Source organism: Pseudonocardia humida (assembly GCF_023898865.1).
GTDB classification, from domain to species: domain Bacteria; phylum Actinomycetota; class Actinomycetes; order Mycobacteriales; family Pseudonocardiaceae; genus Pseudonocardia; species Pseudonocardia humida.
The window spans coordinates 1-24,817 of sequence record NZ_JAGSOV010000015.1 but is presented as its reverse complement, the minus strand read 5'-3'; the positions used below and the strand labels follow the sequence as shown (position 1 = coordinate 24,817).

The window sequence follows — 24,817 nt, the reverse complement described above, 5'->3', positions numbered from 1 at the left end:
GGAGAAGGACGTCCCGGCGCGCCTGCGCGCGGCCAGCTCGGCGCGGATCGCGGTCGCGTCCCGGCGCTCGCCCGGGTCACCGGACGCGCCCTGCACCGGGCGTGTGCGCGGGTCGGGACGGACGGGCGAGCCACGTCCGTCCACCTCGTACCTCCACTGACCGCCGTTACCGGGTCGGCCTAGGGTGCAGCAGCACGCACCCGCGGTCGGTCAGCGTCCGTGGCGTGTCGCGGGTGACAGCCGTCGCCGCGGACCGTGCACCCAGCGTGACCGCGACCAGGGTGAGGTGAGCCGCCAGTTGCCCGAGCAGCTGTCCCTCCTGCTGCCGGTGTGGGCCGGTGACGACCCCGACCACCTCGGCGAGGCGTTCCGCTCCACCGTCACGGAGCAGACCCGTCCGCCTGACCAGGTCGTCATCGTGCGTGACGGCCCCGTGCCCGAGGCGCTCGCCCAGCGGCTCAAGGAGCTGGTCGCGGAGAGCCCGGTGCCCGTCGACCTGGTCGAGCTGGACCGCAACGTCGGGCTGGGCATGGCGCTCGACGCCGGGCTCGCCCGCTGCCGCCACGACGTCGTGGCCCGGATGGACGCCGACGACATCAGCGTGCCGCACCGGTTCGCGGTGCAGGTGCCGATCATCGAGGCGGGCGCCGACATCGTCGGGTCCGGGCTGCTGGAGTTCGACGAGCACTCCGAGGACATCGTCGGCACCCGCACTCCGCCGACCCGCCCTGAGGACATCCGCACCCGCGCCCGGGTGGCCTCCCCGTTCAACCACCCGACAGTGGTCTACCGCCGGTCGATGGTGCGGGGGGTCGGCGGCTACACGGACTTCGCGCTCATGGAGGACTACCTCCTGTGGGCCAAGATGATCCTGGCGGGCGCGAAGGTCGCGAACGTGGCCGAACCGCTGGTCAAGTACCGGGTGGGGGCGGGCGCCTACGCCCGCCGCGGCGGCTGGCGCCAGCTGCGCGCCGAGCTGGCGCTGCAGCGGCGCCTGCGCAGGCTGCGGTTCACCACCCGCGGCCAGTGCCTGCGCAACGTCGCCGTGCGTGGCGGATACCGGCTCGTCCCCGAGCGGATTCGCCGGATCGCGTACAGAATGGTCATCGCGACCTACCGCAGGTGACGGGGGGCGCCCGGGGCGGACGAACCCACCCCCCGACGAAAGCGGGCTGACGATGACCACCCCCGTTCCGACCCCCGGTCCGGAGCACGCCGAGCCCGCGCCCGCCGCCCCGGTGTCCGTCGCCGAGGCCCCCGCCGTCCCCGTCGCGGAGGTGGACGACCCCATCACCGAACCGAGCCCGCTGCCGCTGTCCGAGCCGCTCTCGGCCGAGGGCGCCGCGCTGATCGACACCGGCCGCGCCGTCGACGCCGTCGAGGTGCTGCGCCAGGCCGTCGCGACCGGGGAGCCGTCCGCCACCGACCTGCTGGTCCGCGCCTACCTCGACAGCGGGGCATGGCAGCCCCTGGTCGACTGGCTCGTCCCGATGGTCGAGCAGGGCGAGCTCCGCTTCGCCGGTCGGCTGGGCGTCGCGCTGGCCGCCATCGGCGACCACGAACGCGCCGAGGCCGCCTTCCGCATGGCCGTGTCCGACGGCCAGGTCAGCGCGTCCAACGACCTGGCGATCCTGCTGCGCGACCAGAACCGCATGGGCGAGGTGGTGCAGGTGCTCACCTGGGCCGCCCAGCAGGGCGACTCGCAGGCCGGGGCCAACCTCGTGCAGCTCTACCTGGAGTCCGGCGACACCCTGGCCGCCATCGAGGCCGCCGAGGCCTACGCCGACGAGACCCGCCCCGACACGATCGTCTCGCTGGCCGACGTGCGGGCCGTCCAGGGGCGCCACGACGAGGCCGAGGCCTACTACCGGCGCGCGTGTGAGCTGGGCGGGCTGCGCGCGCACACCGCCTACGGGCAGTTCCTGCTGTCCGCCCGGGGCGACGCGGTCGGCGCGGAGGCGGAGTTCCGGGAGGCGCAGCGCCACTCCGAGCCCAACTGGGCCTCCACGCTGGGCCACTTCCTGGTGGAGGCCGGCCGCCGCGAGGAGGCGCGCTGGTACCTGCAGCACGCGGCCGACTCCGGCGACGCCGACGCCATGGGCACGCTCATCGAGCTCGACGGCGGCGACCCCACCGACGACTGACCCCGTCGAGAACGAACTTGTCGTCGGAGTCGTCGTGTTGGACCGGTCCAAACGACAACAGGTTCGTTCTCGACGGGGAGGGGGCGGGGGGCGGGGGGCGGGGGGCGGGGTCAGGCGATGGCGAGGACGGGGGTGGGGCGGACGGTGACGCGGACGGGGGTGCCCGGGGTCAGCTCGGTCGCCTGGTGGCTGGCCACCTGGGCCAGCACCACCGAGTCGTCGTGCAACCGCACCTGCACGCGCCCCAGCGAGCCGAGGTAGGTCGGGGCGATCACCCGACCGTTGCCCTGCTCGTCGGGAGCGACCTCGATCGACTCCGGTCGCACCAGCACCGTCACCGAGCCGCTGGTCGCCGAGCCCTCCAGCAGCGGAACGGCGGTGCCCAGCACCTGTGCGCGGCCGTCCGTGGCGGTGCCGGGGATGCGGTTGGTCAGGCCGACGAACTCGGCGACGAACGCCGTGCGCGGCCGCTCGTACAGCTCGGCGGGCGGCGCGATCTGCTGGAGCTGCCCGGCCGACATCACGCCGACCCGGTCGGCCATCGCCAGCGCCTCCTCCTGGTCGTGGGTGACGAACAGGGTGGTGGTGCCGACCTCGCGCTGGACGCGGCGGATCTCGTCGCGCAGCTGGGCGCGGACCTTGGCGTCCAGCGCGGACAGCGGCTCGTCGAGCAGCAGCACCTGCGGGGCGATGGCCAGCGCCCTGGCCAGCGCGACGCGCTGCTGCTGGCCGCCGGAGAGCTGGTGGGGGTAGCGGGTGGCGTGGGTGCCCAGGCCGACCAGCTCCAGCAGCTCGTCGGCGCGACGGCGGCGGGCCGCCGCGGCCGTCCTGCGCAGGCGCAGGCCGTAGCCCACGTTGTCGCGCGCGGTCATGTTCGGGAACAGGCTGTAGGCCTGGAAGACCATCCCCATGTTGCGCCGGTGGGCGCTCACCCGGGTGGTGTCCTTGCCGTCGACCATCACCGTGCCGGAGTCGAGCTCCTCCAGCCCGGCCAGCGCGCGCAGGGCGGTGGTCTTGCCGCAGCCCGACGGCCCGAGCAGGGCGACGAGCTCGCCGGGCTCCAGGTCGAGCGACAGGCCGTCGAGCGCGTGCACGGAGCCGTAGCTGCGGCGCAGGTCGACCAGCCGCACCTCGACGCCGCCGCCCGGCGCGGGCGGCTCCGACGTGGTCGTCGGGGAGTCGGTCCGCGAGGTCATGAACGGGCCTCCTGGGGGGCCGGGACGGCGGTGGTGTCGTCCTCCTGCGCGTCGCGGCGCCGGGGCTCCAGGTAGGCCACCACCACCAGCAGGACGAACGCGAACAGCAGCGCGGCGACCGAGACCGCGACGGCGATCCCGGCGTTGCGCTTGCCCAGCAGGTTGATGACCACCTGCACGGTGTCGAAGTTGAGCAGCGACGCGATGGTGAACTCGCCCAGCACCAGCGCGATCGACACCACCGAGGCCGAGATCAGCGCGCCGCGGATGTTCGGGATGATCACCCTGACCAGCACCTGGAACCACGACGAGCCCAGGCTGCGCGCGGCCTCGGACAGCGTCACGATGTCGATCGCGCCCAGGCCGCCGTCGATGGCCCGGTAGGCGTAGGGCAGCACCAGGACGACGTAGACGAAGGTCAGGGTGAGCGCCGAGTCGCCGACCAGGTAGGTCACCCAGGCGTAGATCGGGGCCACGCCCACCACCAGCACGATCGCCGGGATCGTCAGCGGCAGCAGGCAGATGAACTCCACGACCCGGCGCATCGCGGGCACCCGCAGGTGCACCCAGGTCATCGTGGGCACCAGCAGCACCAGCATCCCGACGACGGTCAGCGCGGCCAGCTCGACCGAGGCGACGATGGAGCCGACCAGGTCGTCGTCCTCGCCGATGCCGCGCCAGGCGTCCAGCGAGCGGGTGCCGCCCGCGCCGCGGGTGGAGAACTCCACCATCGCCAGCAGCGGCAGCAGCAGGTAGATCGCGACGACCACCAGCACCAGCCAACGCAGGACCCACCGGCTGCCGCGGGTCCGGGTCACCGCAGCCATTTCGACGTCCTCCGCTGCAGCAGCGCGTACAGCGTCATGACCACCGCGACCACGATCACCATCCCGAGGGCCAGCGCCTTGCCCACGTTGGCCTGCCCGAGGACGACCTCGCTGGTCAGTGCGCTGCGGATCTGCAGCGGCACGAGCGGGCTGCCCTGGCTGATCAGGGCGGCGGCGGTGGCGTAGGCGGAGAAGGCGTTGGCGAACAGCAGCAGCGCCGCACCGGCGAAGCCGGGCGCCAGGATCGGCCCGCCGACGTGGCGCCAGTAGGCCCAGCCGGAGCCGCCGAGGCTGTCCGACGCCTCCCGCCACTGCGGCTTGAGGCCCTCCAGCGCGGGCAGGAACACGATCAGCATCAGCGGGATCTGGAAGTAGGTGTAGACCACGGCCAGCCCGGCGAAGCCGTAGATCCAGCCGCCGCCCGAGAGCGGGTCGATGCCGAGGGTGTCGGCCAGCAGCAGGGTGACGAACCCGTTGAAGCCGAACGTGGCCAGGAACGCGAAGGCCAGCATGACCCCGCCGAACTGGGCCAGCACGCCGCTGGCCGCGACCACGCAGCGGCGCAGCAGCCCGTCGGGCCTGCCCTCGGCCACCGCCCACGCCAGCAGCGCGCCGAAGACGGCCCCGAGCACGGCGGTGACCAGCGACAGCCCGATCGACACCAGGAACGAGTCGAGGTAGGCCGGGCCGCTGACCACGGCCTGGATGTTGGACAGCGTGAACCGCCCCAGGTCGTCCTGGAAGGCGCCGGTGACCACGATGTAGGTGGGCCACAGCAGGAACACCGTGACGAACGCCAGGAACGGCAGCACCCCGAGGTAGGCGGTGAGCCGACGACCGGCCCCGCGCCGGGTGGCGGAGCCGGTCGGTCGGGTCCGAGCCGGCGCGGGCGCCAGCATGTCGGTCATCGGCTGGTCAGCCGACGGCCTGCTGCCAGTTGGCCTTCAGGTACTCCTGGGCCTTGGTCTGCTGCTCCTCGGTGAGCACCACCGCCTCGCCGGTGGCCGGCGGCAGCGCGGCGAACGCGGCCTGGTCGATCGTGCCGTCGGCCGCCATCTTCTCGGCCAGCACGGGGCGGGCGAAGCCCTTGAGCCAGAGGTTCTGGCCCTCCGGGGAGTACAGGAACTCCTGCCAGAGCCGGGCCGCGGCCGGGTGCGGGGCGTCCTTGTTGATGGCCTGGATGTAGTAGGAGGCCACGACCGCGCCCTCCGGCACGACGACCTTCCAGTCGACCTTGCCGGCCAGCGCGGTGGTCTGGGCGGCGTTCGTGTAGTCCCAGTCGATGACGACCGGGGTCTGGCCGGACTCGATGGTGGCCGGGGTCGGGTCGACCGGCAGCAGGTTGCCGGCCGCCTTGAGCTGGCGGAAGAACTCCACGCCCGGGGCGATGTCGTCGGCCGAGCCGCCGTTGCTCAGCGCGGCCATCAGCACGCCGTTGAAGCCGGCCCCGGCCTGGGTCGGGTCGCCGTTGAGGGCCACCTTGCCGGCGTACTCGGGCTTGAGCAGGTCGGCGACGGTCGTCGGGGCCGGGACCTTGCCCGCGTCGTAGCCGATCGACATGTAGCCGGTGTAGTCGCTGACCCAGAGCCCGGTGGGCTCCTTGAGGTCGTCGCGGATGTCGTCGAAGGCCTCGACCTTGTACGGCGCGAACATGTCGGTGTTCGCCAGCGCGACGGCGCTGCCCAGGTCGAACACGTCCGGCGCGCGGTCCTGGCCGCTGAGCTGCTTGGCCGCGTCGATCTCCTGCTGGCTGTTCGCGTCGGGCTGCTGGGAGTCGACCTCGATGCCGTACTTGCTCTCGAACGTCGAGATCAGCTCGCCGTAGTTGGCCCAGTCGGGCGGCAGCGCGATGACGTTGAGGGTGCCCTCGTCCTTGGCCGCGGCGATCAGCGCGTCCATGCCGCCCGCCTCGGCGGCGGAGGTGGCGGTGGCCGCGGCGGGCGCGTCGCCGGACCCGCCACCGGACGCCGGTGGCGGTGGGGCGGGCGTGCCGCAGGCCGCGATGACGAGCAGCGGGATGACGGCCATGGCCATGGCCGTCTTGCGCAGGGTTCCCACGGTTCCTCCCTCAACTGATGAGCGCAGTCTCGCCCGCCGAACGGTCGTTGACCATGGCTCGACCGGTTGCGGTGTGGTCTCGGAGTCGTGAACCGCGGGGACGGCGCCTCGGGGGAACGCCCGTCGACACCCGGTTCCGCGGGGCGCGACCGGACGCGCCCGGAGGGTGCCCGCCCGACATGCCCTAGGGTGCCCGAAGTGCGCGGGGACCCGATCACGAGCTACGGCGACGACCTCGTCGTCGTGACGGTGCTGCGCCCGTGGCCCGATCCGCCGGCGCTCGACCGGCTCATCCGGTCGGTGCCCGCGGCGACCGCCCGACCGGCGCGGGTCGTCGTGGCGGACAGCGGCACGGGGGCGACCGTGACGGCGCCCGCCGTCGAGGTGCTGCGGCTCGGCGAGGACGTCGGGCGGGCCGCGGCGGTCAACCGGGCCGTCGCCGGGCTCGACCCCGCCGTCGGCTGGGTGGCGCTGGCCGCGCCGGAGGTCGAGTGGGCGCCCGGCGCGCTGGACGCGCTGCTCGCGGCCGTGGTGCCGCGCGCCGGGGCCGTCGGGCCCGCGCTGGTCGACCCGTCGGGTCGGCCGGTCGGCGGGGGCGGCGACGTGCCGAGCGCGGGGCGGGTGCTGCTCGGGCGGGAATCCGCGACCCCGCCGACGGGTGGCGTGGTCGGCTGGCTGCCGGCGTCGTGCCTGCTGCTGCGCCGGACCGCGCTCGACTCGGTGGACGGCTTCGACCCCCGCTACGTCGACGCGTTCGACGACGTCGACCTGGGCGCCAGACTGGCCAGAGCCGGGTGGCTGACCCTGCGGGTGCCGGCGGCCGTGGCCACGGTCCACCCTTCGGAGCACGGCTCCCCGGAACACCCGGTGGCCGCGCGACGACGTTACGTGCACGACCGGAGTCCCGCGGTGGCGCGGGCGCTGCTGGGGCTCGCCGGGCGCGGGCCGCGCAGCTGACGAGGAACGTTCGGGGAGGACCTTTGTTGGACGACGTCGAGGCCGTGGTGCTGGTGGGTGGGAAGGGCACCCGCCTGCGCCCGCTGACCCTGTCCGCGCCCAAGCCGATGCTGCCGACCGCCGGAGTGCCGTTCCTGGCCCACCTGCTGTCGCGGATCCGGTCCGCAGGTGTCCGCCGGGTCGTGCTCGGGACCTCCTACCTGGCCGAGACGTTCTCCGACTACTTCGGCGACGGCTCCCGGTTCGACATGGAGATCGAGTACGTGGTGGAGGACCAGCCGCTGGGCACCGGCGGCGGCATCCGCAACGTGGCCAAGCACCTGACCACCGACGACGTCCTGGTGTTCAACGGCGACGTGCTCGCCGGCACCGACCTGAACGCCGTCGTGAGGACCCACCGCGACACCTCGGCCGACGTCACCCTGCACCTGGTGAAGGTGCAGGACCCGCGCGCGTACGGCTGCGTGCCGACCGACGCGTCGGGGCAGGTGCTGGAGTTCCTGGAGAAGACCGAGGACCCGCCGACCGACCAGATCAACGCCGGGTGCTACGTCTTCCGCCGCTCGGTGATCGACTCGATCCCGGAGGGCAGGCCGGTGTCGGTCGAGCGCGAGACGTTCCCGGGGCTGCTGGCCGCGGGGGCGCGGGTGTCCGGGCACGTCGACAACGCCTACTGGCGCGACATGGGCACCCCCGCCGACCTCGTGCACGGCTCGGCCGACCTGGTCCGCGGCGTGGCCCCGTCCGACGCGCTGCCCGGCGGCACCGGCGAGGCGCTCGTCCTGGCCGACGCCGTCGTCGACCCGGAGGCGTTCGTGTTCGGCGGCACCACGGTCGGGCGCGGCGTGCGGATCGGCGCCGGGGCGCGGGTCGAGGGCGCGATGCTGTTCGACGGCGCCGTGATCGGCGAGGGCGCCGTGGTGGAGCACTCCGTCATCGGCGCCGGGGCGCGCGTCGAGGACGGCGCGCTGGTCAACGACACCGTGGTGGGCGACCGTGCCGTCATCGGCGCGCACTGCGAGCTGCGCGAGGGCGTGCGGGTGTGGCCCGATGTGGTGCTGCCGCCGCACGGGGTGCGATTCTCACCTGATGTCTGACCGTCCCCCGACGCACCGGTGAGCGCGCCTGCGCCCACGGCGGGCGCGGTGCGGGAGTGGCGCCCGGACTACGCCCTCGACATCCCGGCCCTGCTGGCGCCGCTGCGCCGCGGGGCGGGCGACCCGACCCTGCGCCTCGGCGACAGCGGCGCGTGGCGCACGACGACCACCGCCGACGGCCCGGCCACGCTGCGGTTGCAGCGCCGGGGCGACGGCACGGTCGTCGCGACGGCGTGGGGGCCGGGCGCCGACCGGGTGCTCGACGGGGTGCCCGCGCTGCTCGGGGCGGGCGACCGCCCCGAGGAGTTCGTCGCCCACCACCCGCTGGTCGCCGACGCCCAGCACCGCAGGCCCGGCCTGCGGCTGGGGTCGACCGGGCGGGTGTGGGACGTGCTGGTGGCCGCGGTGCTGGAGCAGAAGGTCACCGGCACCGAGGCGCACCGGTCGTGGCGCGAGCTGGCCCGCCGCTTCGGCGAGCCCGCCCCCGGCCCGGCGCCCGAGGGCATGCGCGTGCCCCCCACCCCGGCCCAGCTGCGCGCCATCCCCGACTGGGAGTGGCACCGCGCCGGCGTCGACAACGCCCGCGGCCGGGCGCTGCGCGCCTGCGCGACGGTCGCCCACCGCCTGGAGCGGGCCTGCGAGCTGGGCGGCGCCCCGGGCCGGGAGCTGCTGCGGCTGGTGCCCGGCATCGGGGTGTGGACCGCCGCCGAGGTCGCCCAGCGCGCCTGGGGGGACCCGGACGCGGTCAGCGTCGGCGACTTCCACATCCCGTCGGTGGTCGGCTGGGCGCTGCTGGGCCGCAAGCTCGACGACGCCGGGATGCTGGAGGTGCTGGCGCCCTACCGGCCCCAGCGCCACCGGGCCGTGCGCTACATCGAGGCGTCGGGGTTCCGGCGCCCCCGGTTCGGGCCGCGCTTCTCCCCGCGCGACTACCGCGCCATGTGACCGGTCAGCGGACCTGGTAGCCGTAGTCGAACGCGCGGTCCTCGGCGTTGCATGTCGCTGCGCTGCCGAATGGGTTGACCCGCATCCAGGGCCCGTACCGGTTGTGGTCGGGCAGGTTGTTCCGGTCGCAGCGGACGGAAGCCCGGTACTGCCCGGAACCGCTGTTGCACAGCACGTTGACCCCGGTGCTGAAGGGCACCGTCGAGCAGCGGTCGGGCGACGAGACGGCGGACGTCGCGCCGGGCAGCGGGCTGGACCCGTCGACGGGTGCCGCGGCGGCGGCGCCGGCGCCCCCGAGGACGGCGGCACCGGCGAGCAGGGCCGCGGCGGCTGCCCGCCCGGCGATCGTGCGGAACCGTGTCATCTTCCTCCTGGGGCAGATCGCCGTCGTCGAGTGCTGGTGCATACGTCCGGTCGCCTGCGCGGCGACCGGACGGAGCGGTCGGGGGCATCGCCATGGGGCGGTGCGACCGGGGCTCCCCGCCCTGAGCGCCGAGCGGGGAGCCCGGTCGGGAACCACGGGCGGAGGGTCGCGGTCCGCTGCCGTGGTCCCGGTGAGGCGGTCGTGGTCGACCGCCGGTGGGTGCGTCCGCCCGGTCGCCTCCGCGGCGACCGGACGGAGCGGTCGGTGGGTGCGCGGTCAGCGCGTGTGGTAGCCCCGGCTGAACGACCTGTCGCCGGAGTCGCAGGCGGCGACCGAGAAGGCGCCGGGGCGCACCCAGGCGCCGTAGCGGTTGTAGTCGGGCCGGTTGTTCTCGTCGCAGCGCGTGACGGCGCGCACCTGGCCGGTGCCGCCCCGGCAGATGGCCAGCGCACCCGTGTAGTCCGTGTGCAGCGAGCAGTTGCCGGGGTAGCGCATGGGGGAAGCCCCGGTCGGGGCGGCCTGCGCCGAGGTGACCCCGCCGAACGTGGCCGCCGTGACCAACACCGCGCCCACGCCGAGGCGCCGGCCGGCGTTCGGGAACCGGGTCGTCGCAAGAACCTTCAGGGTCGTGTCGTATCCGATGTGGAATGGGGGGAGCGCAGGCGTCCGTGGTCTCCCGCGACGAGGCTGCGTGCGTGGCGGTCGAGGCCGCGGTACCAGGCCGAGAGCAGCTCCCGTGGCCAGGACGGTCGAGACACCGATGCGGCGGGCGGTGGTGGGGAATCGTGCCATCGCCGCCTCGATCCTTCCCACAGCCATTGCGGAATGGGGCGAGCGTAGGAAGTCGCGCTTTCCGTCCATACGGGTTTCGGGGCGAGTTAGGGTGGAACCGGCCCGGATTTAGGGATGTGGCTCCGTTCGGAAGCGGGTACGCCGTCGGACGGGCCCTCCGGCCGGCCTGTTCGCCTCGCCCGTCGGGGGCCCGACGTAGGCTCGTGCCGTGAAGGTCACAGTGCTGGTCGGCGGGGTCGGCGGGGCCCGGTTCCTGCTCGGGGTGAAGGCGGCGCTCGGCCTGCCCGCGGTCGGGCCAGGGGAGAGCGAGCACGAGATCACCGCGGTGGTCAACGTCGGCGACGACATCTGGCTGCACGGGCTGCGCATCTGCCCCGACCTCGACACCTGCATGTACACCCTCGGCGGCGGCATCGACTCCGAGCGCGGGTGGGGCCGCTCGGGGGAGACGTGGGCCGTGCGCGACGAGCTGGCCGCCTACGGCGCCGACCCGTCCTGGTTCGGCCTCGGCGACCGGGACACCGCGACCCACCTGGTCCGCACCCGGATGCTGCGGGCGGGCTACAAGCTCTCCGACGTGACGACGGCGCTGTGCCACCGCTGGCGCCCCGGCGTGGCCCTGCTGCCCACCACCGACGACCGCGTCGAGACCCACGTCGTCATCGACGACCCGGAGACCGGCCCGCAGGCCCGCAAGGCGATCCACTTCCAGGAGTGGTGGATCCGGCACAAGGCCGAGCCGCGCCCGCACGGGTTCGTGTCGGTGGGCGCCGACGACGCCGCCGTGCTGCCCGCCGCGCAGGAGGCGATCACCGGGGCCGACGCGGTGCTCATCGCGCCGTCCAACCCGGTGGTGAGCATCGGCTCCACGCTCGACGTGCCCGGCGTGCGCCAGGCGCTCGCCGCGGCGCGCGGGAAGGTCGTGGGCCTGTCGCCGATCGTGGGCGGGCGCCCGCTGCGCGGGATGGCCGACGCCTGCCTCGCCGCGATCGGCGTGGAGACCACCGCGCAGGCCGTCGGGCGGCACTTCGGCGCCCGGTCCGACGGCGGGCTGCTCGACGGCTGGCTCGTGCACGAGGGCGACACCGCCGACGTGGCCGGCGTCGACGTGCGCGCGGTGCCGCTGCTGATGACCGACGTGGACGCGACCGCGGAGATGGCCCGGCGGGCCCTGGAGCTGGCCGGTGTCTGAGCGCACCACCGCACGCACCCCCGGGCAGCCCTCCGCGCGCCCCACCCACGAGGGCGACCACGCCTCCCCGGACGCGATCGCGGTCGTCCCGGTGCGCGGGCTGCCCGAGTTCCGCCCGGGCGACGACCTGGCCGCCGCGCTGGCCGCGTCGGCGCCGTGGCTCACCGACGGCGACGTCGTGGTGGTGACCTCGAAGGTGTTCTCCAAGGTCGAGGGCAGGCTGGTGTCCGCGCCGACCGACCCGGACGCGCGCGACGCGGTGCGCCGCCAGCTGGTCGACCAGGAGACCGAGCGCGTGCTGGCCCGCCGGGGTCGCACGCTCATCGTGGCGGGCAAGCTGGGCATCGTGCAGGCCGCGGCGGGCGTGGACGGCTCCAACGTCCGCCCCGACGAGCTGGCCCTGCTGCCCGCCGACCCGGACGCCAGCGCCGCCCGGCTCCGCGCCGACCTGCACCGCCTGCTGGGCGTGACGGTGGGCGTCGTCGTCACCGACACCATGGGCCGCTCGTGGCGCGTCGGGCAGACCGACGTCGCCATCGGCTCGGCCGGGGTGACCGTGCTGCACCGCTACGAGGGCCAGACCGACCCGCAGGGCAACCCCCTGCTGGTCACCGAGGTCGCCATGGCCGACGAGCTGGCCGCGGCGGCCGACCTGGTGAAGGGCAAGCTGGGCGGGCTGCCGGTGGCGGTGGTGCGCGGCGCGGCGCCCGTCGACGACGGGTCGACCGCGCGCGAGCTGGTCCGCCCGCTCGACGAGGACATGTTCTGGCTGGGCACCGACGAGGCGATCGGGCGGGGCAGGCGCGAGGCCGTGCTCCTGCGGCGCAGCACCCGCGACTTCGCCGACGAGCCGGTCGACCACGCGGCGCTGCGCCGCGCCGTGGGCGTCGCGCTGACCGCGCCCGCGCCGCACCACAGCACCCCGTTCCGGTTCGGCTGGGTGCGCGACCCGCAGCGGCGCACCGCCCTGCTGGACGCGCTGGCCGCGCGCTGGCGCGAGCACCTGGAGGCCGACGGGCGCCCCGCCGAGGAGGTCGAACGCCGCCTGCGCCGGGGCGACCTGCTGCGCCGGGCCCCGGAGCTGGTGCTGGCCTTCCGCACCGGCGACGGCATGCACACCTACCGCGACGACGCGCGCCGCGTCGGCGAGCGGACGATGTTCACCGTGGCCGGTGGGGCCGCGGTGCAGTCGTTCCTGGTCGCGCTGGCCGCCGAGGGCCTGGCCTCGTGCTGGGTCGGCTCGACGATCTTCGCCGCGGACGTGGTGCGCCGCGAGCTCGACCTCCCGCCCGACTGGCAACCCCTCGGGGCGGTGGCCGTCGGGGTGCCCGCGCAACCGCTCGCGCCCCGCCCGCCGCGCGATCCCGCCGAGGGCCTGGTCGAGTGGTAGCCGCGGCGACGGCGGCCGCGGAGCTGGCCGCCTGGACCCCCGACCGGCCCGCGCAGGACGCGCTGCGCCACGCCCTGCTGGCCTTCCTCGACGCCCGCCCCGACGCCTGCCTGCGCTCGTGCGCGCCCGGCCACCTCACCGCCTCGGCGCTGGTCCTGGACGCGGCGGGGGAGCGCACCCTGCTCACGCTGCACCCGCGGGCGGGGCTGTGGCTGCAGCTGGGCGGGCACTGCGAGCCCGGCGACGCGAGCCTGCGGGCGGCGGCGCTGCGCGAGGCCACCGAGGAGTCCGGGATCGACGGGCTGAGCATCTCCGAGCACCCCGTGCACATCGACGTGCACCCGATCACCTGCTCGCTCGGCGTGCCGACGCGCCACCTCGACGTGCAGTACCTGGTGCGCGCACCGGCGGGTGCGGTGGAGCGGATCAGCGACGAGTCCGACGACCTGCGCTGGTGGCGGCTGGACGGGCTGCCGCTGGGCGACGCGGCGCTGATCGAGCTGGCCGCGGCGGCGGCGTTCGGGGCTCAGCGCCAGAACATCAGCTCGCCGTAGCCGTACCCGGCCAGCTCCGCGGAGCCGCCGAGCCAGCCGAACACCGCCCAGCCGAGGTCGAAGAACACCGCCGCGACGCCCGGGACGCCGATGAGCAGCGCGAACAGCGCGAGCGGCGCCCACGGGCGCACCTGCGCGGCCAGCCGGACGGCGCCCGGGGGCAGGTAGGGCTCCAGGGCGCCGAAGCCGTCGAGGCCGGGCACGGGCAGGATGTTCAGCACGAACGCGAGCACCTGGACGAGCGCGAGGCACGACAGCGCCACCACGAGCCCCACCGGCATCGGGACGAGTGCCACGGCGAGGCAGAGCAGCACGCCGATGACGAGGTTGGTCAGCGGTCCGGCCAGCGAGACCAGTGACCGCCTGGCGCGGGACCGGACGAGTCCGTGGTTGATCCAGACGGCGCCGCCGGGCAGCGGGATGCCACCCAGCAGGAGGAACAGCACCGGCAGCACGAAGGACAGCGTCACGTCCGTGTAGCGCCGGATGTCGAGTGTGAGGTAGCCCTTCTCGCGCACGGTCCAGTCACCCGATCGGTAGGCGACAACGGCGTGCCCGAACTCGTGCAGGCACAGCGACACCGACCAGCCGCCCAGCACGAGCAGCACCACCCCCGTGGTGAGCAGCGGCGATGACCCGGAAGCCAGCAGGGCCGGCGTTCCCAGCGCGGCGAGCACACCACCAACGAGTGTCACCGAGACGAGGAGCAAGAACCATGGGCTGATCCGATTCGGTACGACGGCCACCTGGCCATTGTGCTGAACGGGCGACCGATGGGGTGGAGCCCGTCACTCGGACGGCAGCTACGGCTTGCCAAGGACAGCCTCACGGCGCTGTACTTACATCACTGTCATTCGGACTCTGCTCCACTGGTCCAGGCAGTCATTCGCCGGGTGTGGGGAGGTGGGCGAGTGAAGTTGACCACTGCTGTGCCGGAGCTGGTCGGGATGTCGCAGGGGGTGCGGATCCCGGCCGTGGACGGCCTGGTGGACGGTGTCCAGGCGGACACGGGCCTCGCTCGCGCGGGGCACCACGAACTGATCGGAGGGGACGGGATGTCGGGCGATGCGGACCGGGAGTTGCCGGTTCGTGATTCGTCGAGCGGCGCACCGATGCCGATCGGGGACGATCTGACGATCGACACCGGCGTCGACACCGGCATCGACGCCGCGGTCGACGAGGGCGGCGAATTCGGGGTGGCGCCGTCGGCGGTCCCGCAGTTCGACCTGCTCGGGTCGTTCGCCGCGGCGGACGACGACGAGGAGCCCGACTGGCAGGAGCGCGCCCTGTGCGCGCAGACCGACCCGGAGGCGTTCTTCCCCGAGAAGGGCGGCTCCACGCGGGAGGCCAAGCGCATCTGCTCGGGGTGCGACGTGCGGGCCGAGTGCCTGGACTACGCGCTCGCCCACGACGAGCGCTTCGGCATCTGGGGCGGGCTGTCCGAGCGGGAGCGCCGCAGGCTGCGCCGCGCCGCGATCTGAACCCGGGAACACTGCGGACCCCGTCGCCGACGGGGTCCGCAGTGTTGTCCGGCGACGTCGTTGTCCGCCGTGTTGTGCCGGCGGCGTCCGGGACCTACTCGGCGCCGCCGTCGACGGCGTCGGGCTCGATGTTGAGGTACTCCGCCACCTGCTCGACGAGCACCTCGTGCAGCAGGTCGGCCAGGTCCTCGCCGCCGCGCGCCCGCGCCTCCAGCGGGCGCCGGTACAGCACGATCCGCGCCCGCGACGGCATGCCGTCCGGGTCGACGCCCGCGGGCACCAGCCGGGCCAGCGGCACGCCGATGTCGGCGAGCACGCCCTGGCCCCAGACGACGTCGTCGGGGGAGGTCTCGTCGACCTCGGGCACCTCGTCGACGGCGAGGTCGAGCTCGGCCAGCTCCGAGCCCCACCGCAGCTCGATCGGCTCCAGGGCCTCCAGCACCAGCGCGTCGAACTTCTCGGCGCGGGTGCGGGAGGCGGGAGTGCTGGCCGGGTAGATGAGTCCGCGCAGGCCACGGCCACGTCGGTCGCGCCGGCGGGGCGAGCGGCGGCGGCTGCGTCGGGCGGTCGTCACCGGCCGATCCTACGGCCCCGCCGGGCCGGGCAGGCGCATCCGCGCGTCGCGCTGAACCTTGTCGGGCCCAGGCGCTATGGTCGGCGGCGTGTTGAGTGTGCGGCGCTGTTCGCGGTCGGGGTGCACCGAGCCCGCGGTGGCCACGCTCACCTACGTCTACGCCGACTCGACGGCGGTCGTGGGTCCGCTGGCCACCCAAGCCGAGCCGCACTCCTACGACCTGTGCAACGCCCACGCCCACCGCCTCACCGCCCCCCGCGGCTGGGAGGTCGTGCGCTTCGAGGGCGAGTTCGCCCCGCCGCAGCCCATCAACGACGACCTCACGGCGCTGGCCGAGGCCGTGCGCGAGGCCGGCCGGGCCGACCGCCCCACCCCGCCCGTGCCCACCAACGGCACCGGCCGCCGGGGGCACCTGCGGGTGCTGCCCGGCCCCGTCGACGACTGACCCCGCCGACCGGGCGGGGTGCGCGGAGCCGTCGGGCCGGCCCGCTAGGGTTCCATTCCGTGACGGACCTGTCGGCGATCGTGAAGGCCTACGACATCCGCGGTGTCGTCGGCGACCAGTTGGACGTGCCGACGGTGCGCGACCTGGGCGCCGCGACGGCCCGCCTCCTGCTCTCGGACGGCCCGGTCGACCGCATCGTCATCGGCTACGACATGCGCGACAGCTCCCCCGACCTGGCCGCCGCGTTCGCCGAGGGCGTCACCGGGCAGGGGGTCGACGTCGAGAACATCGGCCTGGCCAGCACCGACATGCTCTACTTCGCCTCCGGCCGCGGCGACGTGCCCGGGGCGATGTTCACCGCGAGCCACAACCCGGCCCAGTACAACGGCATCAAGCTGTGCCGCTCCGGGGCGCGCCCGATCGGGCAGGACACCGGGCTCGCCGCCATCCGCTCCGCGGCCGAGGCCGGCGTCCCGGCCGGCCCCGGCGGCGGCCGGATCACCAGCTCCGACCAGCTCACGGCCTACGCCGGCTACCTGCGCGAGCTGGTCGACCTGAGCGGGGTCCGCCCGCTGAAGGTCGTCGTCGACGCCGGCAACGGCATGGGCGGCTACACGGTGCCCGCCGTGCTCGGCGAGGCCGCCGAGCTGCCGATCGACGTCGTGCCCATGTACTTCGAGCTCGACGGCAGCTTCCCCAACCACGAGGCCAACCCGCTCGACCCGGCCAACCTGGTCGACCTGCAGAAGCGCGTGGTCGAGGAGGGGGCCGACATCGGCCTGGCCTTCGACGGCGACGCCGACCGCTGCTTCGTCGTCGACGAGCGCGGCGAGCCGGTCAGCCCGAGCGCGATCACCGGGCTGGTCGCGGTGCGCGAGCTGGCCAAGTCACCGGGCTCAGCGGTGATCCACAACCTGATCACATCGCAGGCCGTGCCGGAGATCGTCCGCGAGCACGGCGGCACCCCGGTCCGCACCCGCGTGGGCCACTCGTTCATCAAGCAGACGATGGCCGAGACCGACGCCGTGTTCGGCGGCGAGCACTCCGCCCACTACTACTTCCGCGACTTCTGGCGCGCCGACTCCGGCATGCTGGCCGCGCTGCACGTGCTGGCCGCGCTGGGCGAGCAGCCCGGCCCGCTTTCGGCGCTGATGGGCGCCTACAGCCGCTACGCCGCCTCCGGCGAGATCAACTCGACGGTCGCCGACCAGGCCGAGCGGGTCGCCGCCATCCGGGCGGCCTACGCAGGCCGCGACGGCGTCGGGTTCGACGAGCTCGACGGCCTCACGGTGACACTGCCCGACGGCTCCTGGTTCAACCTGCGGGCCTCCAACACCGAGCCGCTGCTGCGGCTCAACGTGGAGGCGGCCGACGCGGCGGCGGTGGCCGCGCTGCGCGACGAGGTGCTCGCGATCGTGCGGGCTTGAGCGATCGAGGTCCGATCGGGGGCCCTGATCGTGCGCACGACCGGCCCGGTCCTGGCAGCATCGCGGATACCCCCCGTACGGAGGAGGAGAAAGTGGCCGTACAGCTCGACCCCCAGCTGATGGACATCCTGGCCTGCCCCTCGGACGACCACGCCCCGCTGCGCCCCGGCACGCCCGACGACCCCGACGCCGACGTGCTCACCTGCACGTCGTGCGGGCGCGGGTTCCCCGTGCAGGACGGCATCCCCGTGCTGCTGCTGGACGAGGCCACCCCACCCACGTCGGGGCCCGACGCGCCGGCCCCCGGCGACTGATGGTCGTCGACGACGCACTGCTGACCGACCCGCGGGCGCTGGCCGCGGTCGACACCGGCGGCGTGCTGCGGTCCGCGGCCACGGCGGGCGCCCAGGTGCGCTCCGCCGTCGACGGGGCGATCGAGGCCGGGATCGGCGAGCTCGCCGGGCACCGGCCGCGCGCGGTGGTGCTGCTGCGCCGCCCCGGCGCCTCCCGCGCCGCGACCGACCTGCTCACCGCGCTGCTCGGCCCGGCCGTCCCGGTGCCGGTGGTGCCGGTCGACCGGGTCCCCAGCTGGATCGGGCCGCTGGACGTGGTGGTCGCCCACACCGCCGACGCCACCGACGCCGAGCTCGCCGAGGGCGTCGGGCTGGCCGTGCGGCGCGGCGCCGAGGTGCTGCTGTCGGCGCCGGGCGACGGGCCGGTGGCCTCGGCCGGGGCGGGGCGGGTGCGGCTCGTGGAGCCGCGCATCCCGATCCCCCCGGGTCTCGACCTGCCGCGCGCCCTGAGCGTCGGCCTGGTCGCGCTGAGCGCGCTCGACCTGATCGACATCCCGCTGCAGGGCGGGCTGTCGCCGCTGGCCGACCACCTCGACGCGGAGGCCGAGCGCAACCAGCCCGGCCACGAGCCGTTCCTGAACCCGGCCAAGTCGATGGCGCTGCGGCTGGCCGAGCACACCCCGCTGTTCTGGGGCACCGACCCGCTGGCCGCAGCCGTGGCCGGGCACGCCGTCGAGGCGCTGGCCGCGCAGGCCGGGGTCGTCGGGCACGCCGCCGACCTCGCGTCCGCGGTCACCGCCACCGGCCTGGTGCGCGCGATCGACCAGGGTGCGTCGGGCGGCGACATCTTCCGCGACCCGTTCGACGACCCGGCGGAGGGCCCGGCCGCGCCGCCCCCGCGGCTGGTCATGGTGGCCACCGGCGACGAGGACCCGAGCCAGGTCTCGCTGCGGCTGACCGGGCGCACGTGGCCCTCTGCCGACCTGGTGCACCCCGTGGAGGAGGTCCCCCGGGACGCGCGGCACGCGCCGCTGCTGCGCGCGGTCGTGCTGGCGTCGCGGTTCGTCGTGGCGTCGGTGTACCTGGGCCTGGCCACGCGCACCACCGAGCCGGCCTGATCGGGTCGGCCCGCCCAAGCCGAAGAAGACGCAGAGGAGTCCGAGCCGTCGTGGAGCTGCTGGAGAACGCGGTGCGCCCCTACGCATGGGGGTCGCGCACGGTGATCGCCGAGCTGCTGGGCGAGGAGGTGCCCTCGGCTCACCCGCAGGCCGAGCTGTGGCTGGGCGCGCACCCGGACGACCCGTCGCGGCTGGTCGGCGGCGACGGCGCCCGCACGTCGCTGCTCGACGCGCTGCACGCCGACCCGCGGCGGCTGCTCGGCGCCGACCGGGCCGACCGCTGGGGCGGCACGCTGCCGTTCCTGCTGAAGGTGCTGGCCGCCGAGGAGCCGCTGTCGCTGCAGGCGCACCCCAGCCTGGAGCAGGCCCGCACGGGGTTCGCCCGGGAGAACGCCGTCGGCGTCGACCGGCACGCCCCCGACCGCAACTACCGCGACGCCAACCACAAGCCGGAGCTGATCTGCGCGCTGACCGAGTTCCACGCGCTGGTCGGCTTCCGCGACCCGGCCGCAACGGTCCCGCTGCTGCGCGCGCTGGACGTGCCGGAGCTGGCCGGGCACGCCGAGCTGCTGGCCGCCCAGCCCGACGCCGACGGCCTGCGCGCCCTGTTCACCACCTGGATCACGCTGCCGCAGTCCGCGCTGGACGTGCTGGTCCCGGCGCTGCAGGCCGGGTGCGTGCGGCTGGCGGGCAACGACACCGAGTTCCACACCGAGGCCCGCACGGTGCTGGAGCTGTCCGAGCGCTACCCGGGCGACGCGGGCGTGCTGGCCGCGCTGCTGCTCAACCGGGTCACCCTGGCCGCTGGCGAGGCGCTGTTCCTGCCGGCCGGCAACCTGCACGCCTACCTGCACGGCGCCGGCATCGAGCTGATGGCCAACTCCGACAACGTGCTGCGCGGCGGGCTCACCCCCAAGCACGTCGACGTGCCGGAACTGCTGCGCGTCCTGGACTTCACCGCGGCCCCGCCCCCCGTGCTGACCGGGCGCCCGGACGGCGAGTGGATCCGCTACGACACCCCGATCGATGAGTTCCTGCTGCGCCGCTGGGAGGGCTCGAACACCTCGCGCGCCGCGGCGGTCGCGGTGCCCGACGGCGGGCCCCGCATCCTGCTCTGCGCGGCCGGGTCGGCGAGCGTCGCGGGGCCGGGCGGGCACCTGGAGATCAAGCGCGGCGGCTCGCTGTGGCTCGGGGCCGAGGACACCGGCATCACCCTCACCCCCGGCACCGAGCGCACCCAGGTCTTCCTGGCCAGCGACGCGCTGAGCTGAGCCTCGCGGGTATCGGTCGCGGCGCTCGGACGCCACGGCCGATGACCGCCAGCACCCGCCGCCGCCCGGCCCCAAGATCGTTGTCATGGCAATGGAATTGACGGGCAAGGTGGCGGTCGTGACCGGCGGGAGCCGGGGGATCGGGCGGGCGGTGACGACGCGGCTCGCCGAGGCCGGTGCGGAGGTCGTGCTGACCTTCCGCGCCGACGCGACGGCGGCCGTCGGCGTCGTCGACGAGATCCGGGCGAAGGGCGGGCGGGTGCTGGCGGTGCAGGCCGACAGCGCCGAAACCGGGGCGATGGACCACGTCGTCGAGCGCGCGGTCGGGCGCTCGGGCCGGCTGGACGTGCTGGTGAACAACGCGGCCGAGCTGGTCGTCGCCCCGCTGGAGGAGCTGGACGCGGCGGCGTTCGACCGCATCGTGGCGACCAACGTGCGCGCCCCGTTCCTGGCGGCTCGCGCGGCGGCCCGGCACATGGGGGAGGGCGGGCGGATCATCACCATCGGCAGCAACATGATCGGGCGCACCGTCTTCCCCGGGTTCGCCCTCTACTCGCTGAGCAAGACCGCGCTGGTCGGGATGACCAAGGGGCTCTCCCGCGACCTCGGGCCGCGGGGGATCACCGCGAACCTGGTCAACCCGGGTCCGATCGACACCGACCTGAACCCCTCGGACGGCCCGCAGTCGGCGACGATCGCCGGGTTCACGACCCTCGGCCGCTACGGCCGGCCGGAGGAGATCGCCGACATGGTCGTCCACCTGGCCGGACCGGGTGCCGCCTACGTCACCGGCGCCGCCATCGACGTCGACGGCGGCTTCACCGTCTGACCGCCGCCGCCATCCCGCGCCCGAGCGCACCACCCGCTAGGGTCGGCCGGTAGTGAAGGGCTCGGTCGAGGGGGCGCAGTGTCTGCAGGTGGGGGAACCCGAGCGATCGTGGCGGCGTTGGTGGCCAACGCCGGGATCGCGATCGCGAAGTTCATCGGCTTCCTGATCACCGGCGCGTCGTCGATGCTGGCCGAGGCGGTGCACTCGGTGGCCGACACGTCCAACCAGGGGCTGCTGCTGATCGGCGGCAAGCGGGCGAAGCGCGCGGCGACCAGCGAGCACCCGTTCGGCTACGGCCGCGACCGCTACTTCTACTCGTTCGTCGTCGCGCTGCTGCTGTTCAGCCTGGGCTCGGTCTTCGCGCTCTACGAGGGCATCCACAAGCTGGAGTCGCACGAGGAGCTGACCTCGCCGATCGTCGCGGTGGGCATCCTGGTGGTGGCGATCGGGCTGGAGACGTACTCGTTCCGCACCGCGATCGTCGAGTCGCGCCCGCTCAAGGGCTCGGGCACCTGGTGGCAGTTCATCCGCCAGTCCAAGCAGCCCGAGCTGCCGGTGGTGCTGCTGGAGGACCTGGGCGCCCTGGTCGGGCTGGTGCTGGCGCTGCTGGGCGTCGGGCTGTCGTGGATGACCGGCAACCCGATCTTCGACGCGTTCGGCACGATCGCGATCGGCCTGCTGCTCGGCGTCATCGCGATCATCCTGATCATCGAGATGAAGAGCCTGCTGATCGGCGAGGGCGCCATCGCGCCGGTGCTGGCGAAGATCAACGCGGCGCTGGAGCAGGATCCGGTCGAGCGGGTCATCCACATCCGCACCCAGTACATCGGCCCGGACGAGCTGCTGGTCGCGGCGAAGATCGCGCTCTCCCCCGGGCTCGCGGTGGAGGACGTCGCCCGCGGCATCGACCGGGCCGAGGCCCGGGTGCGCGAGGCCGTCCCGGAGGCCCGGCTGATCTACCTGGAGCCCGACCTCGACCGCTCGAAGGCCGTCACTCGCTAGCCCCCGGTCGGAGCCCGCCCGACGGAGCGGCCCCCACCGCCGGTCAGGCTGTGGGGGCCGCTCCCGTTCCGTCTCGGGCGCCGCGGGAGTGCGCGGGGCCCGCCGCTACCGGGGCCGGGAGGCCTCCTCGGCCTCGCGCGTGTAGTTCGGGTCGGTCTGCAGCCGGCTGCGGTGCGCGCCGTAGACGAAGTACACGACGACGCCGACGGCCATCCAGATCAGGAACCGCACCCACGTCGAGGCGGGCAGGTTGAGCATCAGGTAGAACGAGGCCAGCGCGGCCAGGATCGGTACCGCCGGGACGCCGGGCACCGTGAAGGCGCGTGGCAGGTCGGGGCGGGTCCGGCGCAGCACCAGCACGCCGATGGCGACCAGCACGAACGCGAACAGCGTGCCGATGTTGACCAGCTCGGCCAGCTCGCTGAGCGGGATCAGCGCCGCCATCACCGCCACCGCGGTGCCGGTGACCAGGGTCGTGCGTACCGGGGTGCCGGTGCGCCGGTTGACCCGGGAGAAGACCGGGGGCAGCAGCCGGTCTCGGCTCATCGCGAAGAACACCCGGCTCTGCCCGAGCATCAGGATCATCATGACGGTGGTCAGGCCGAACAGCGCGCCGACGGAGATGATCGTGGCGAACGCGGGCTGGCCGACCGAGCGGAACGCCTCGGCCAGCGGCGCGTCGACCTTGATGTCGGTGTACTTGACCATCCCGGTGACCACCAGCGACACCGCCACGTAGAGCGTCGTGCAGATGGCCAGCGAGGCGATGATGCCGATCGGCATGTCGCGCTGCGGCTTCCTGGTCTCCTCGGCCGCGGTCGCCACCACGTCGAAGCCGATGAAGGCGAAGAACACCAGCGCCGCGGCGGTGAAGATGCCGGCCACGCCGAACGCCCCGGAGGGCATGCCCAGGTCCTGCAGCAGCGACGGCGCCGCCTCGGCGCCGGGAGCGGGCGGCGAGCCGGCGGGCGGGATGAACGGCGACCAGTTGGCGGTGTCGATGAAGAACGCCCCGGCCACGATCACCAGCAGCACCACCCCCACCTTGATGATGACCATGATCAGGTTGATCGTGGACGAGACCTTGATCCCGAAGCAGATCACCGCGGTCAGCACCAGCACGATCAGCGCGGCGACCAGGTTGTGCCCGTCGCCGTATGCCCAGTCCGGGATGGTGACCCCGAGCTGGCCCATGACGTCGGCGAAGTACGTCGACCAGCCGACGGCCACGGTCGCGGCGCCGAGCGCGAGCTCCAGGACGAGGTCCCAGCCGATGATCCAGGCGATCAGCTCGCCGAGGCTGGCGTAGGAGAACGTGTAGGCCGAGCCGGCCACCGGGACGGTGCTCGCGAACTCGGCGTAGCACAGCGCGGCCAGCGCGCAGGCGAGCCCGGCGACCACGAACGAGATCGCCACCGCCGGCCCGGCCTTGACGGCCGCGGCCTCCCCGGTGAGCACGAAGATCCCGGTGCCGATGACCACGCCGACGCCGAACACGGTCAGGTCGATCGGGCCCAGCCGTTTGCGCAGTCGGTGCTCCGGTTCCTCGGTGTCGCGGATCGACTGCTCGATGCTCTTGGTGCGCCACACGTTCACCGGCCGGGCTCCTCACGCGCGGAAGTGGTGCCCGGAGATAGCTCTCGGTGGTCCACCCAAAACATTGCCTTGCGGTTATATAGCTCTGTAGGTATGTTCGGGGGGTGACGTTCGAGGTGCTCGCCGAACCGGTCCGCAGACGCATCCTCGACCTGCTGCGGGAGCGCCCGCGGCTGGTCGGCGAGCTGACCGCCGAGCTCGGGCTGAGCCAGCCCGGCACCTCCAAGCACCTGCGCGTGCTGCGCGAGGCGGGGCTGGTGCGGGTCAGGGCGCAGGCGCAACGGCGCTGGTACGAGCTCGACCCGGCGCCCCTGGCCGAGGTCGACGCCTGGCTGGCGCCCTACCGCTGGATGTGGGCCGACCGCTTCGACGCCCTCGAACGCCACCTCGACGCGGATGCCGCACAGGAAGCGGCGCAGGAGACGGAGGAGGAACGATGAGTCAGACCCTGGAGACCCGGGACGGGCGTTCCGTGCTGCGGATGCGACGCAGGCTGGCGCACCCGCCGGAGAAGGTCTGGAAGGCGCTGATCGAGCCCGAACGCCTCGCCGAGTGGTTCCCCTCGACGATGGACCCGGAGCTGCGCGTCGGCGGCCGGGTCGAGTTCGGCTTCGGCACCCCCGGGACGGTCACCGAGCTGGAGGAGGGCCGGGTGATCGCCTACACGTGGGACACCGACCACCTGCACTGGGAGGTCCGCCCCGACGGTGACGGCTCGCTGCTGCTGCTCACCCACACCTTCGACGACCGCCCCGGCGCGGCCAGCTTCGCCGCGGGCTGGCACACCTGCGTCGAGGGCATGGACCTGCTGCTGTCCGGGGGCTCGGCGGGCGACGTCGACGTCGACGACCGGGCCCTGCACGAGCAGTACGTCCGCGAGCTCGGCATCGACGTGCCCGACGTGCGGCAGGCGCCGGACGGGTGGCACGTGCGGCTGGAGCGCCAGCTCACCCGCCCCGGCGCCGAGGTCTGGGCAGACCTGCGCACCGCGTGGCCGGGCGCGGGCGCCGTCCTCGTCGCGGACGAGCCGAAGGCCCTGGAGCAGGAGGCCGGCGGCGGGCGCGTGCGCTGGGAGCTGGGCGAGGGCACCGGCCACGGCGCCCGGCTCACCGTCACCTGGACCGGCCCCGACCCGGCCGACCGCGACACCGCCGCCGACCGCGTCCCGGCCCTCGCCGCCCGTCTCTCCCGCCCCTGACCCACCCCCCACCCACCCGTCGAGAACGAACCTGTTGTCGGTTGGACCGGTCCAAAAGGGCGACGAG

27 protein-coding genes are annotated in these 24,817 nt (G+C 74.3%); 18 read left to right on the top strand and 9 right to left on the bottom strand.

From position 1 onward, the window contains the following. Positions 1 to 286: 286 nt before the first annotated feature. Together KDL28_RS06795 and KDL28_RS06790 are read left to right on the top strand one after the other, a co-directional pair. The gene (locus KDL28_RS06795; RefSeq protein ID WP_252436382.1) at positions 287 to 1,126 is read left to right on the top strand and encodes a glycosyltransferase; all 840 of its coding nucleotides are present in this window, start codon (positions 287 to 289) and stop codon (positions 1,124 to 1,126) included. A gap of 52 nt (positions 1,127 to 1,178) precedes the next feature. Continuing rightward, positions 1,179 to 2,144, top strand: coding sequence for a tetratricopeptide repeat protein (locus tag KDL28_RS06790; protein ID WP_252436381.1), 966 nt, complete (start codon positions 1,179 to 1,181; stop codon positions 2,142 to 2,144). Between the two features lie 110 nt (positions 2,145 to 2,254). Here the strand turns inward: KDL28_RS06790 and KDL28_RS06785 are convergent, their stop codons facing one another. Genes KDL28_RS06785 through KDL28_RS06770 form a run of 4 tightly spaced genes read right to left on the bottom strand, consistent with a single transcriptional unit; the run spans position 2,255 to position 6,225 of the window. Further along, complete coding sequence (locus KDL28_RS06785; protein WP_252436380.1) at positions 2,255 to 3,340, bottom strand: ABC transporter ATP-binding protein; 1,086 nt, start codon at positions 3,338 to 3,340, stop codon at positions 2,255 to 2,257. After that, positions 3,337 to 4,167 carry an ABC transporter permease gene (locus KDL28_RS06780; protein WP_252436378.1) on the bottom strand — a complete coding sequence of 277 codons (831 nt, stop codon included), beginning with the start codon at positions 4,165 to 4,167 and terminating at the stop codon, positions 3,337 to 3,339. Before KDL28_RS06780 ends, KDL28_RS06785 begins: the two co-directional genes overlap by 4 nt. After that, positions 4,155 to 5,075 (bottom strand): ABC transporter permease, encoded by a 921-nt coding sequence (locus KDL28_RS06775; protein WP_252436377.1) that lies wholly within the window; start codon positions 5,073 to 5,075, stop codon positions 4,155 to 4,157. Before KDL28_RS06775 ends, KDL28_RS06780 begins: the two co-directional genes overlap by 13 nt. Before the next feature lie 7 nt (positions 5,076 to 5,082). Next, positions 5,083 to 6,225, bottom strand: coding sequence for an ABC transporter substrate-binding protein (locus KDL28_RS06770; RefSeq protein ID WP_252436375.1), 1,143 nt, complete (start codon positions 6,223 to 6,225; stop codon positions 5,083 to 5,085). 198 nt (positions 6,226 to 6,423) lie between these two features. On the opposite strand from KDL28_RS06770, the gene KDL28_RS06765 reads away from it, so the two are divergent. From KDL28_RS06765 to KDL28_RS06755, 3 genes are read left to right on the top strand one after another with little or no spacing between them, the layout of a single operon-like run. Next, the gene (locus tag KDL28_RS06765; protein WP_252436373.1) at positions 6,424 to 7,182 is read left to right on the top strand and encodes a glycosyltransferase family 2 protein; all 759 of its coding nucleotides are present in this window, start codon (positions 6,424 to 6,426) and stop codon (positions 7,180 to 7,182) included. Between the two features lie 26 nt (positions 7,183 to 7,208). Continuing rightward, on the top strand, positions 7,209 to 8,279 hold the full coding sequence (gene manB, locus KDL28_RS06760) for a mannose-1-phosphate guanylyltransferase (protein ID WP_252436372.1): 1,071 nt from the start codon (positions 7,209 to 7,211) through the stop codon (positions 8,277 to 8,279). An 18-nt stretch (positions 8,280 to 8,297) separates the two neighbouring features. Continuing rightward, entirely contained in the window at positions 8,298 to 9,224 is a 927-nt protein-coding gene (locus tag KDL28_RS06755; protein WP_252436371.1) for a DNA-3-methyladenine glycosylase family protein, read from the top strand. Positions 9,225 to 9,228: 4 nt separating this feature from the next. On the opposite strand, the gene KDL28_RS06750 is transcribed toward KDL28_RS06755, so the two are convergent. Both KDL28_RS06750 and KDL28_RS06745 read right to left on the bottom strand, forming a co-directional pair. Further along, positions 9,229 to 9,588 carry a hypothetical protein gene (locus KDL28_RS06750; protein WP_252436369.1) on the bottom strand — a complete coding sequence of 120 codons (360 nt, stop codon included), beginning with the start codon at positions 9,586 to 9,588 and terminating at the stop codon, positions 9,229 to 9,231. Between the two features lie 276 nt (positions 9,589 to 9,864). Further along, complete coding sequence (locus tag KDL28_RS06745; protein ID WP_252436368.1) at positions 9,865 to 10,152, bottom strand: hypothetical protein; 288 nt, start codon at positions 10,150 to 10,152, stop codon at positions 9,865 to 9,867. A 436-nt stretch (positions 10,153 to 10,588) separates the two neighbouring features. Here KDL28_RS06745 and cofD point away from each other — a divergent pair, with 436 nt between their 5' ends. From cofD to KDL28_RS06730, 3 genes are read left to right on the top strand one after another with little or no spacing between them, the layout of a single operon-like run. Next, the gene (gene cofD / locus KDL28_RS06740) at positions 10,589 to 11,572 is read left to right on the top strand and encodes a 2-phospho-L-lactate transferase (RefSeq protein WP_252436366.1); all 984 of its coding nucleotides are present in this window, start codon (positions 10,589 to 10,591) and stop codon (positions 11,570 to 11,572) included. Further along, entirely contained in the window at positions 11,565 to 12,962 is a 1,398-nt protein-coding gene (locus KDL28_RS06735) for a coenzyme F420-0:L-glutamate ligase (RefSeq protein WP_372496902.1), read from the top strand. Before cofD ends, KDL28_RS06735 begins: the two co-directional genes overlap by 8 nt. Next, positions 12,956 to 13,516: an NUDIX hydrolase gene (locus KDL28_RS06730; protein WP_252436365.1), complete on the top strand. Its 561-nt coding sequence runs from the start codon at positions 12,956 to 12,958 to the stop codon at positions 13,514 to 13,516. Before KDL28_RS06735 ends, KDL28_RS06730 begins: the two co-directional genes overlap by 7 nt. Here the strand turns inward: KDL28_RS06730 and KDL28_RS06725 are convergent. Beyond that, on the bottom strand, positions 13,489 to 14,211 hold the full coding sequence (locus tag KDL28_RS06725; RefSeq protein WP_252436364.1) for a site-2 protease family protein: 723 nt from the start codon (positions 14,209 to 14,211) through the stop codon (positions 13,489 to 13,491). The genes KDL28_RS06730 and KDL28_RS06725 overlap by 28 nt on opposite strands. Positions 14,212 to 14,742: 531 nt before the next feature. On the opposite strand from KDL28_RS06725, the gene KDL28_RS06720 reads away from it, so the two are divergent. Continuing rightward, the gene (locus tag KDL28_RS06720) at positions 14,743 to 14,997 is read left to right on the top strand and encodes a WhiB family transcriptional regulator (protein ID WP_252436624.1); all 255 of its coding nucleotides are present in this window, start codon (positions 14,743 to 14,745) and stop codon (positions 14,995 to 14,997) included. A gap of 94 nt (positions 14,998 to 15,091) precedes the next feature. Here the strand turns inward: KDL28_RS06720 and KDL28_RS06715 are convergent, their stop codons facing one another. Next, on the bottom strand, positions 15,092 to 15,571 hold the full coding sequence (locus KDL28_RS06715) for a metallopeptidase family protein (protein WP_252436363.1): 480 nt from the start codon (positions 15,569 to 15,571) through the stop codon (positions 15,092 to 15,094). Positions 15,572 to 15,659: 88 nt separating this feature from the next. Here KDL28_RS06715 and KDL28_RS06710 point away from each other — a divergent pair, with 88 nt between their 5' ends. The 7 genes from KDL28_RS06710 (at position 15,660) to KDL28_RS06680 (ending at position 21,956) form a co-directional block, all read left to right on the top strand. Further along, positions 15,660 to 16,016 (top strand): DUF3499 domain-containing protein, encoded by a 357-nt coding sequence (locus KDL28_RS06710; RefSeq protein WP_252436361.1) that lies wholly within the window; start codon positions 15,660 to 15,662, stop codon positions 16,014 to 16,016. A 59-nt stretch (positions 16,017 to 16,075) separates the two neighbouring features. Next, complete coding sequence (locus KDL28_RS06705; protein WP_252436360.1) at positions 16,076 to 17,443, top strand: phosphomannomutase/phosphoglucomutase; 1,368 nt, start codon at positions 16,076 to 16,078, stop codon at positions 17,441 to 17,443. A 92-nt stretch (positions 17,444 to 17,535) separates the two neighbouring features. Next, positions 17,536 to 17,757 (top strand): Trm112 family protein, encoded by a 222-nt coding sequence (locus KDL28_RS06700; RefSeq protein ID WP_252436359.1) that lies wholly within the window; start codon positions 17,536 to 17,538, stop codon positions 17,755 to 17,757. Beyond that, positions 17,757 to 18,854, top strand: coding sequence for an SIS domain-containing protein (locus tag KDL28_RS06695; protein WP_252436358.1), 1,098 nt, complete (start codon positions 17,757 to 17,759; stop codon positions 18,852 to 18,854). Before KDL28_RS06700 ends, KDL28_RS06695 begins: the two co-directional genes overlap by 1 nt. A 50-nt stretch (positions 18,855 to 18,904) precedes the next feature. Continuing rightward, positions 18,905 to 20,125 (top strand): mannose-6-phosphate isomerase, class I, encoded by a 1,221-nt coding sequence (manA, locus tag KDL28_RS06690; protein WP_252436357.1) that lies wholly within the window; start codon positions 18,905 to 18,907, stop codon positions 20,123 to 20,125. A 91-nt stretch (positions 20,126 to 20,216) separates the two neighbouring features. Further along, a complete protein-coding gene (locus KDL28_RS06685) occupies positions 20,217 to 20,954 on the top strand; it encodes an SDR family NAD(P)-dependent oxidoreductase (RefSeq protein WP_252436622.1) in 738 nt (245 codons plus the stop codon). Between the two features lie 78 nt (positions 20,955 to 21,032). Next, positions 21,033 to 21,956 (top strand): cation diffusion facilitator family transporter, encoded by a 924-nt coding sequence (locus tag KDL28_RS06680; RefSeq protein WP_252436356.1) that lies wholly within the window; start codon positions 21,033 to 21,035, stop codon positions 21,954 to 21,956. Positions 21,957 to 22,061: 105 nt separating this feature from the next. Here KDL28_RS06680 and KDL28_RS06675 read toward each other — a convergent pair whose 3' ends face one another. After that, a complete protein-coding gene (locus KDL28_RS06675; RefSeq protein WP_252436354.1) occupies positions 22,062 to 23,552 on the bottom strand; it encodes an amino acid permease in 1,491 nt (496 codons plus the stop codon). A 104-nt stretch (positions 23,553 to 23,656) separates the two neighbouring features. Here KDL28_RS06675 and KDL28_RS06670 point away from each other — a divergent pair, with 104 nt between their 5' ends. Further along, entirely contained in the window at positions 23,657 to 23,992 is a 336-nt protein-coding gene (locus KDL28_RS06670) for an ArsR/SmtB family transcription factor (RefSeq protein ID WP_252436353.1), read from the top strand. Beyond that, positions 23,989 to 24,750: an SRPBCC family protein gene (locus tag KDL28_RS06665; protein WP_252436352.1), complete on the top strand. Its 762-nt coding sequence runs from the start codon at positions 23,989 to 23,991 to the stop codon at positions 24,748 to 24,750. Before KDL28_RS06670 ends, KDL28_RS06665 begins: the two co-directional genes overlap by 4 nt. Positions 24,751 to 24,817 lie beyond the last annotated feature (67 nt).

Excerpts from the sequence above, each read along its gene's own strand:
- KDL28_RS06790 (WP_252436381.1), top strand. The coding sequence starts at position 1,179 with ATGACCACCCCCGTTCCGACCCCCGGTCCGGAGCACGCCGAGCCCGCG.
- KDL28_RS06785 (WP_252436380.1), bottom strand. The coding sequence starts at position 3,340 with ATGACCTCGCGGACCGACTCCCCGACGACCACGTCGGAGCCGCCCGCG.
- KDL28_RS06780 (WP_252436378.1), bottom strand. The coding sequence starts at position 4,167 with ATGGCTGCGGTGACCCGGACCCGCGGCAGCCGGTGGGTCCTGCGTTGG.
- KDL28_RS06775 (WP_252436377.1), bottom strand. The coding sequence starts at position 5,075 with ATGACCGACATGCTGGCGCCCGCGCCGGCTCGGACCCGACCGACCGGC.
- KDL28_RS06750 (WP_252436369.1), bottom strand. The coding sequence starts at position 9,588 with ATGACACGGTTCCGCACGATCGCCGGGCGGGCAGCCGCCGCGGCCCTG.
- KDL28_RS06695 (WP_252436358.1), top strand. The coding sequence starts at position 17,757 with ATGGTCGTCGACGACGCACTGCTGACCGACCCGCGGGCGCTGGCCGCG.
- KDL28_RS06685 (WP_252436622.1), top strand. The coding sequence starts at position 20,217 with ATGGAATTGACGGGCAAGGTGGCGGTCGTGACCGGCGGGAGCCGGGGG.
- KDL28_RS06665 (WP_252436352.1), top strand. The coding sequence starts at position 23,989 with ATGAGTCAGACCCTGGAGACCCGGGACGGGCGTTCCGTGCTGCGGATG.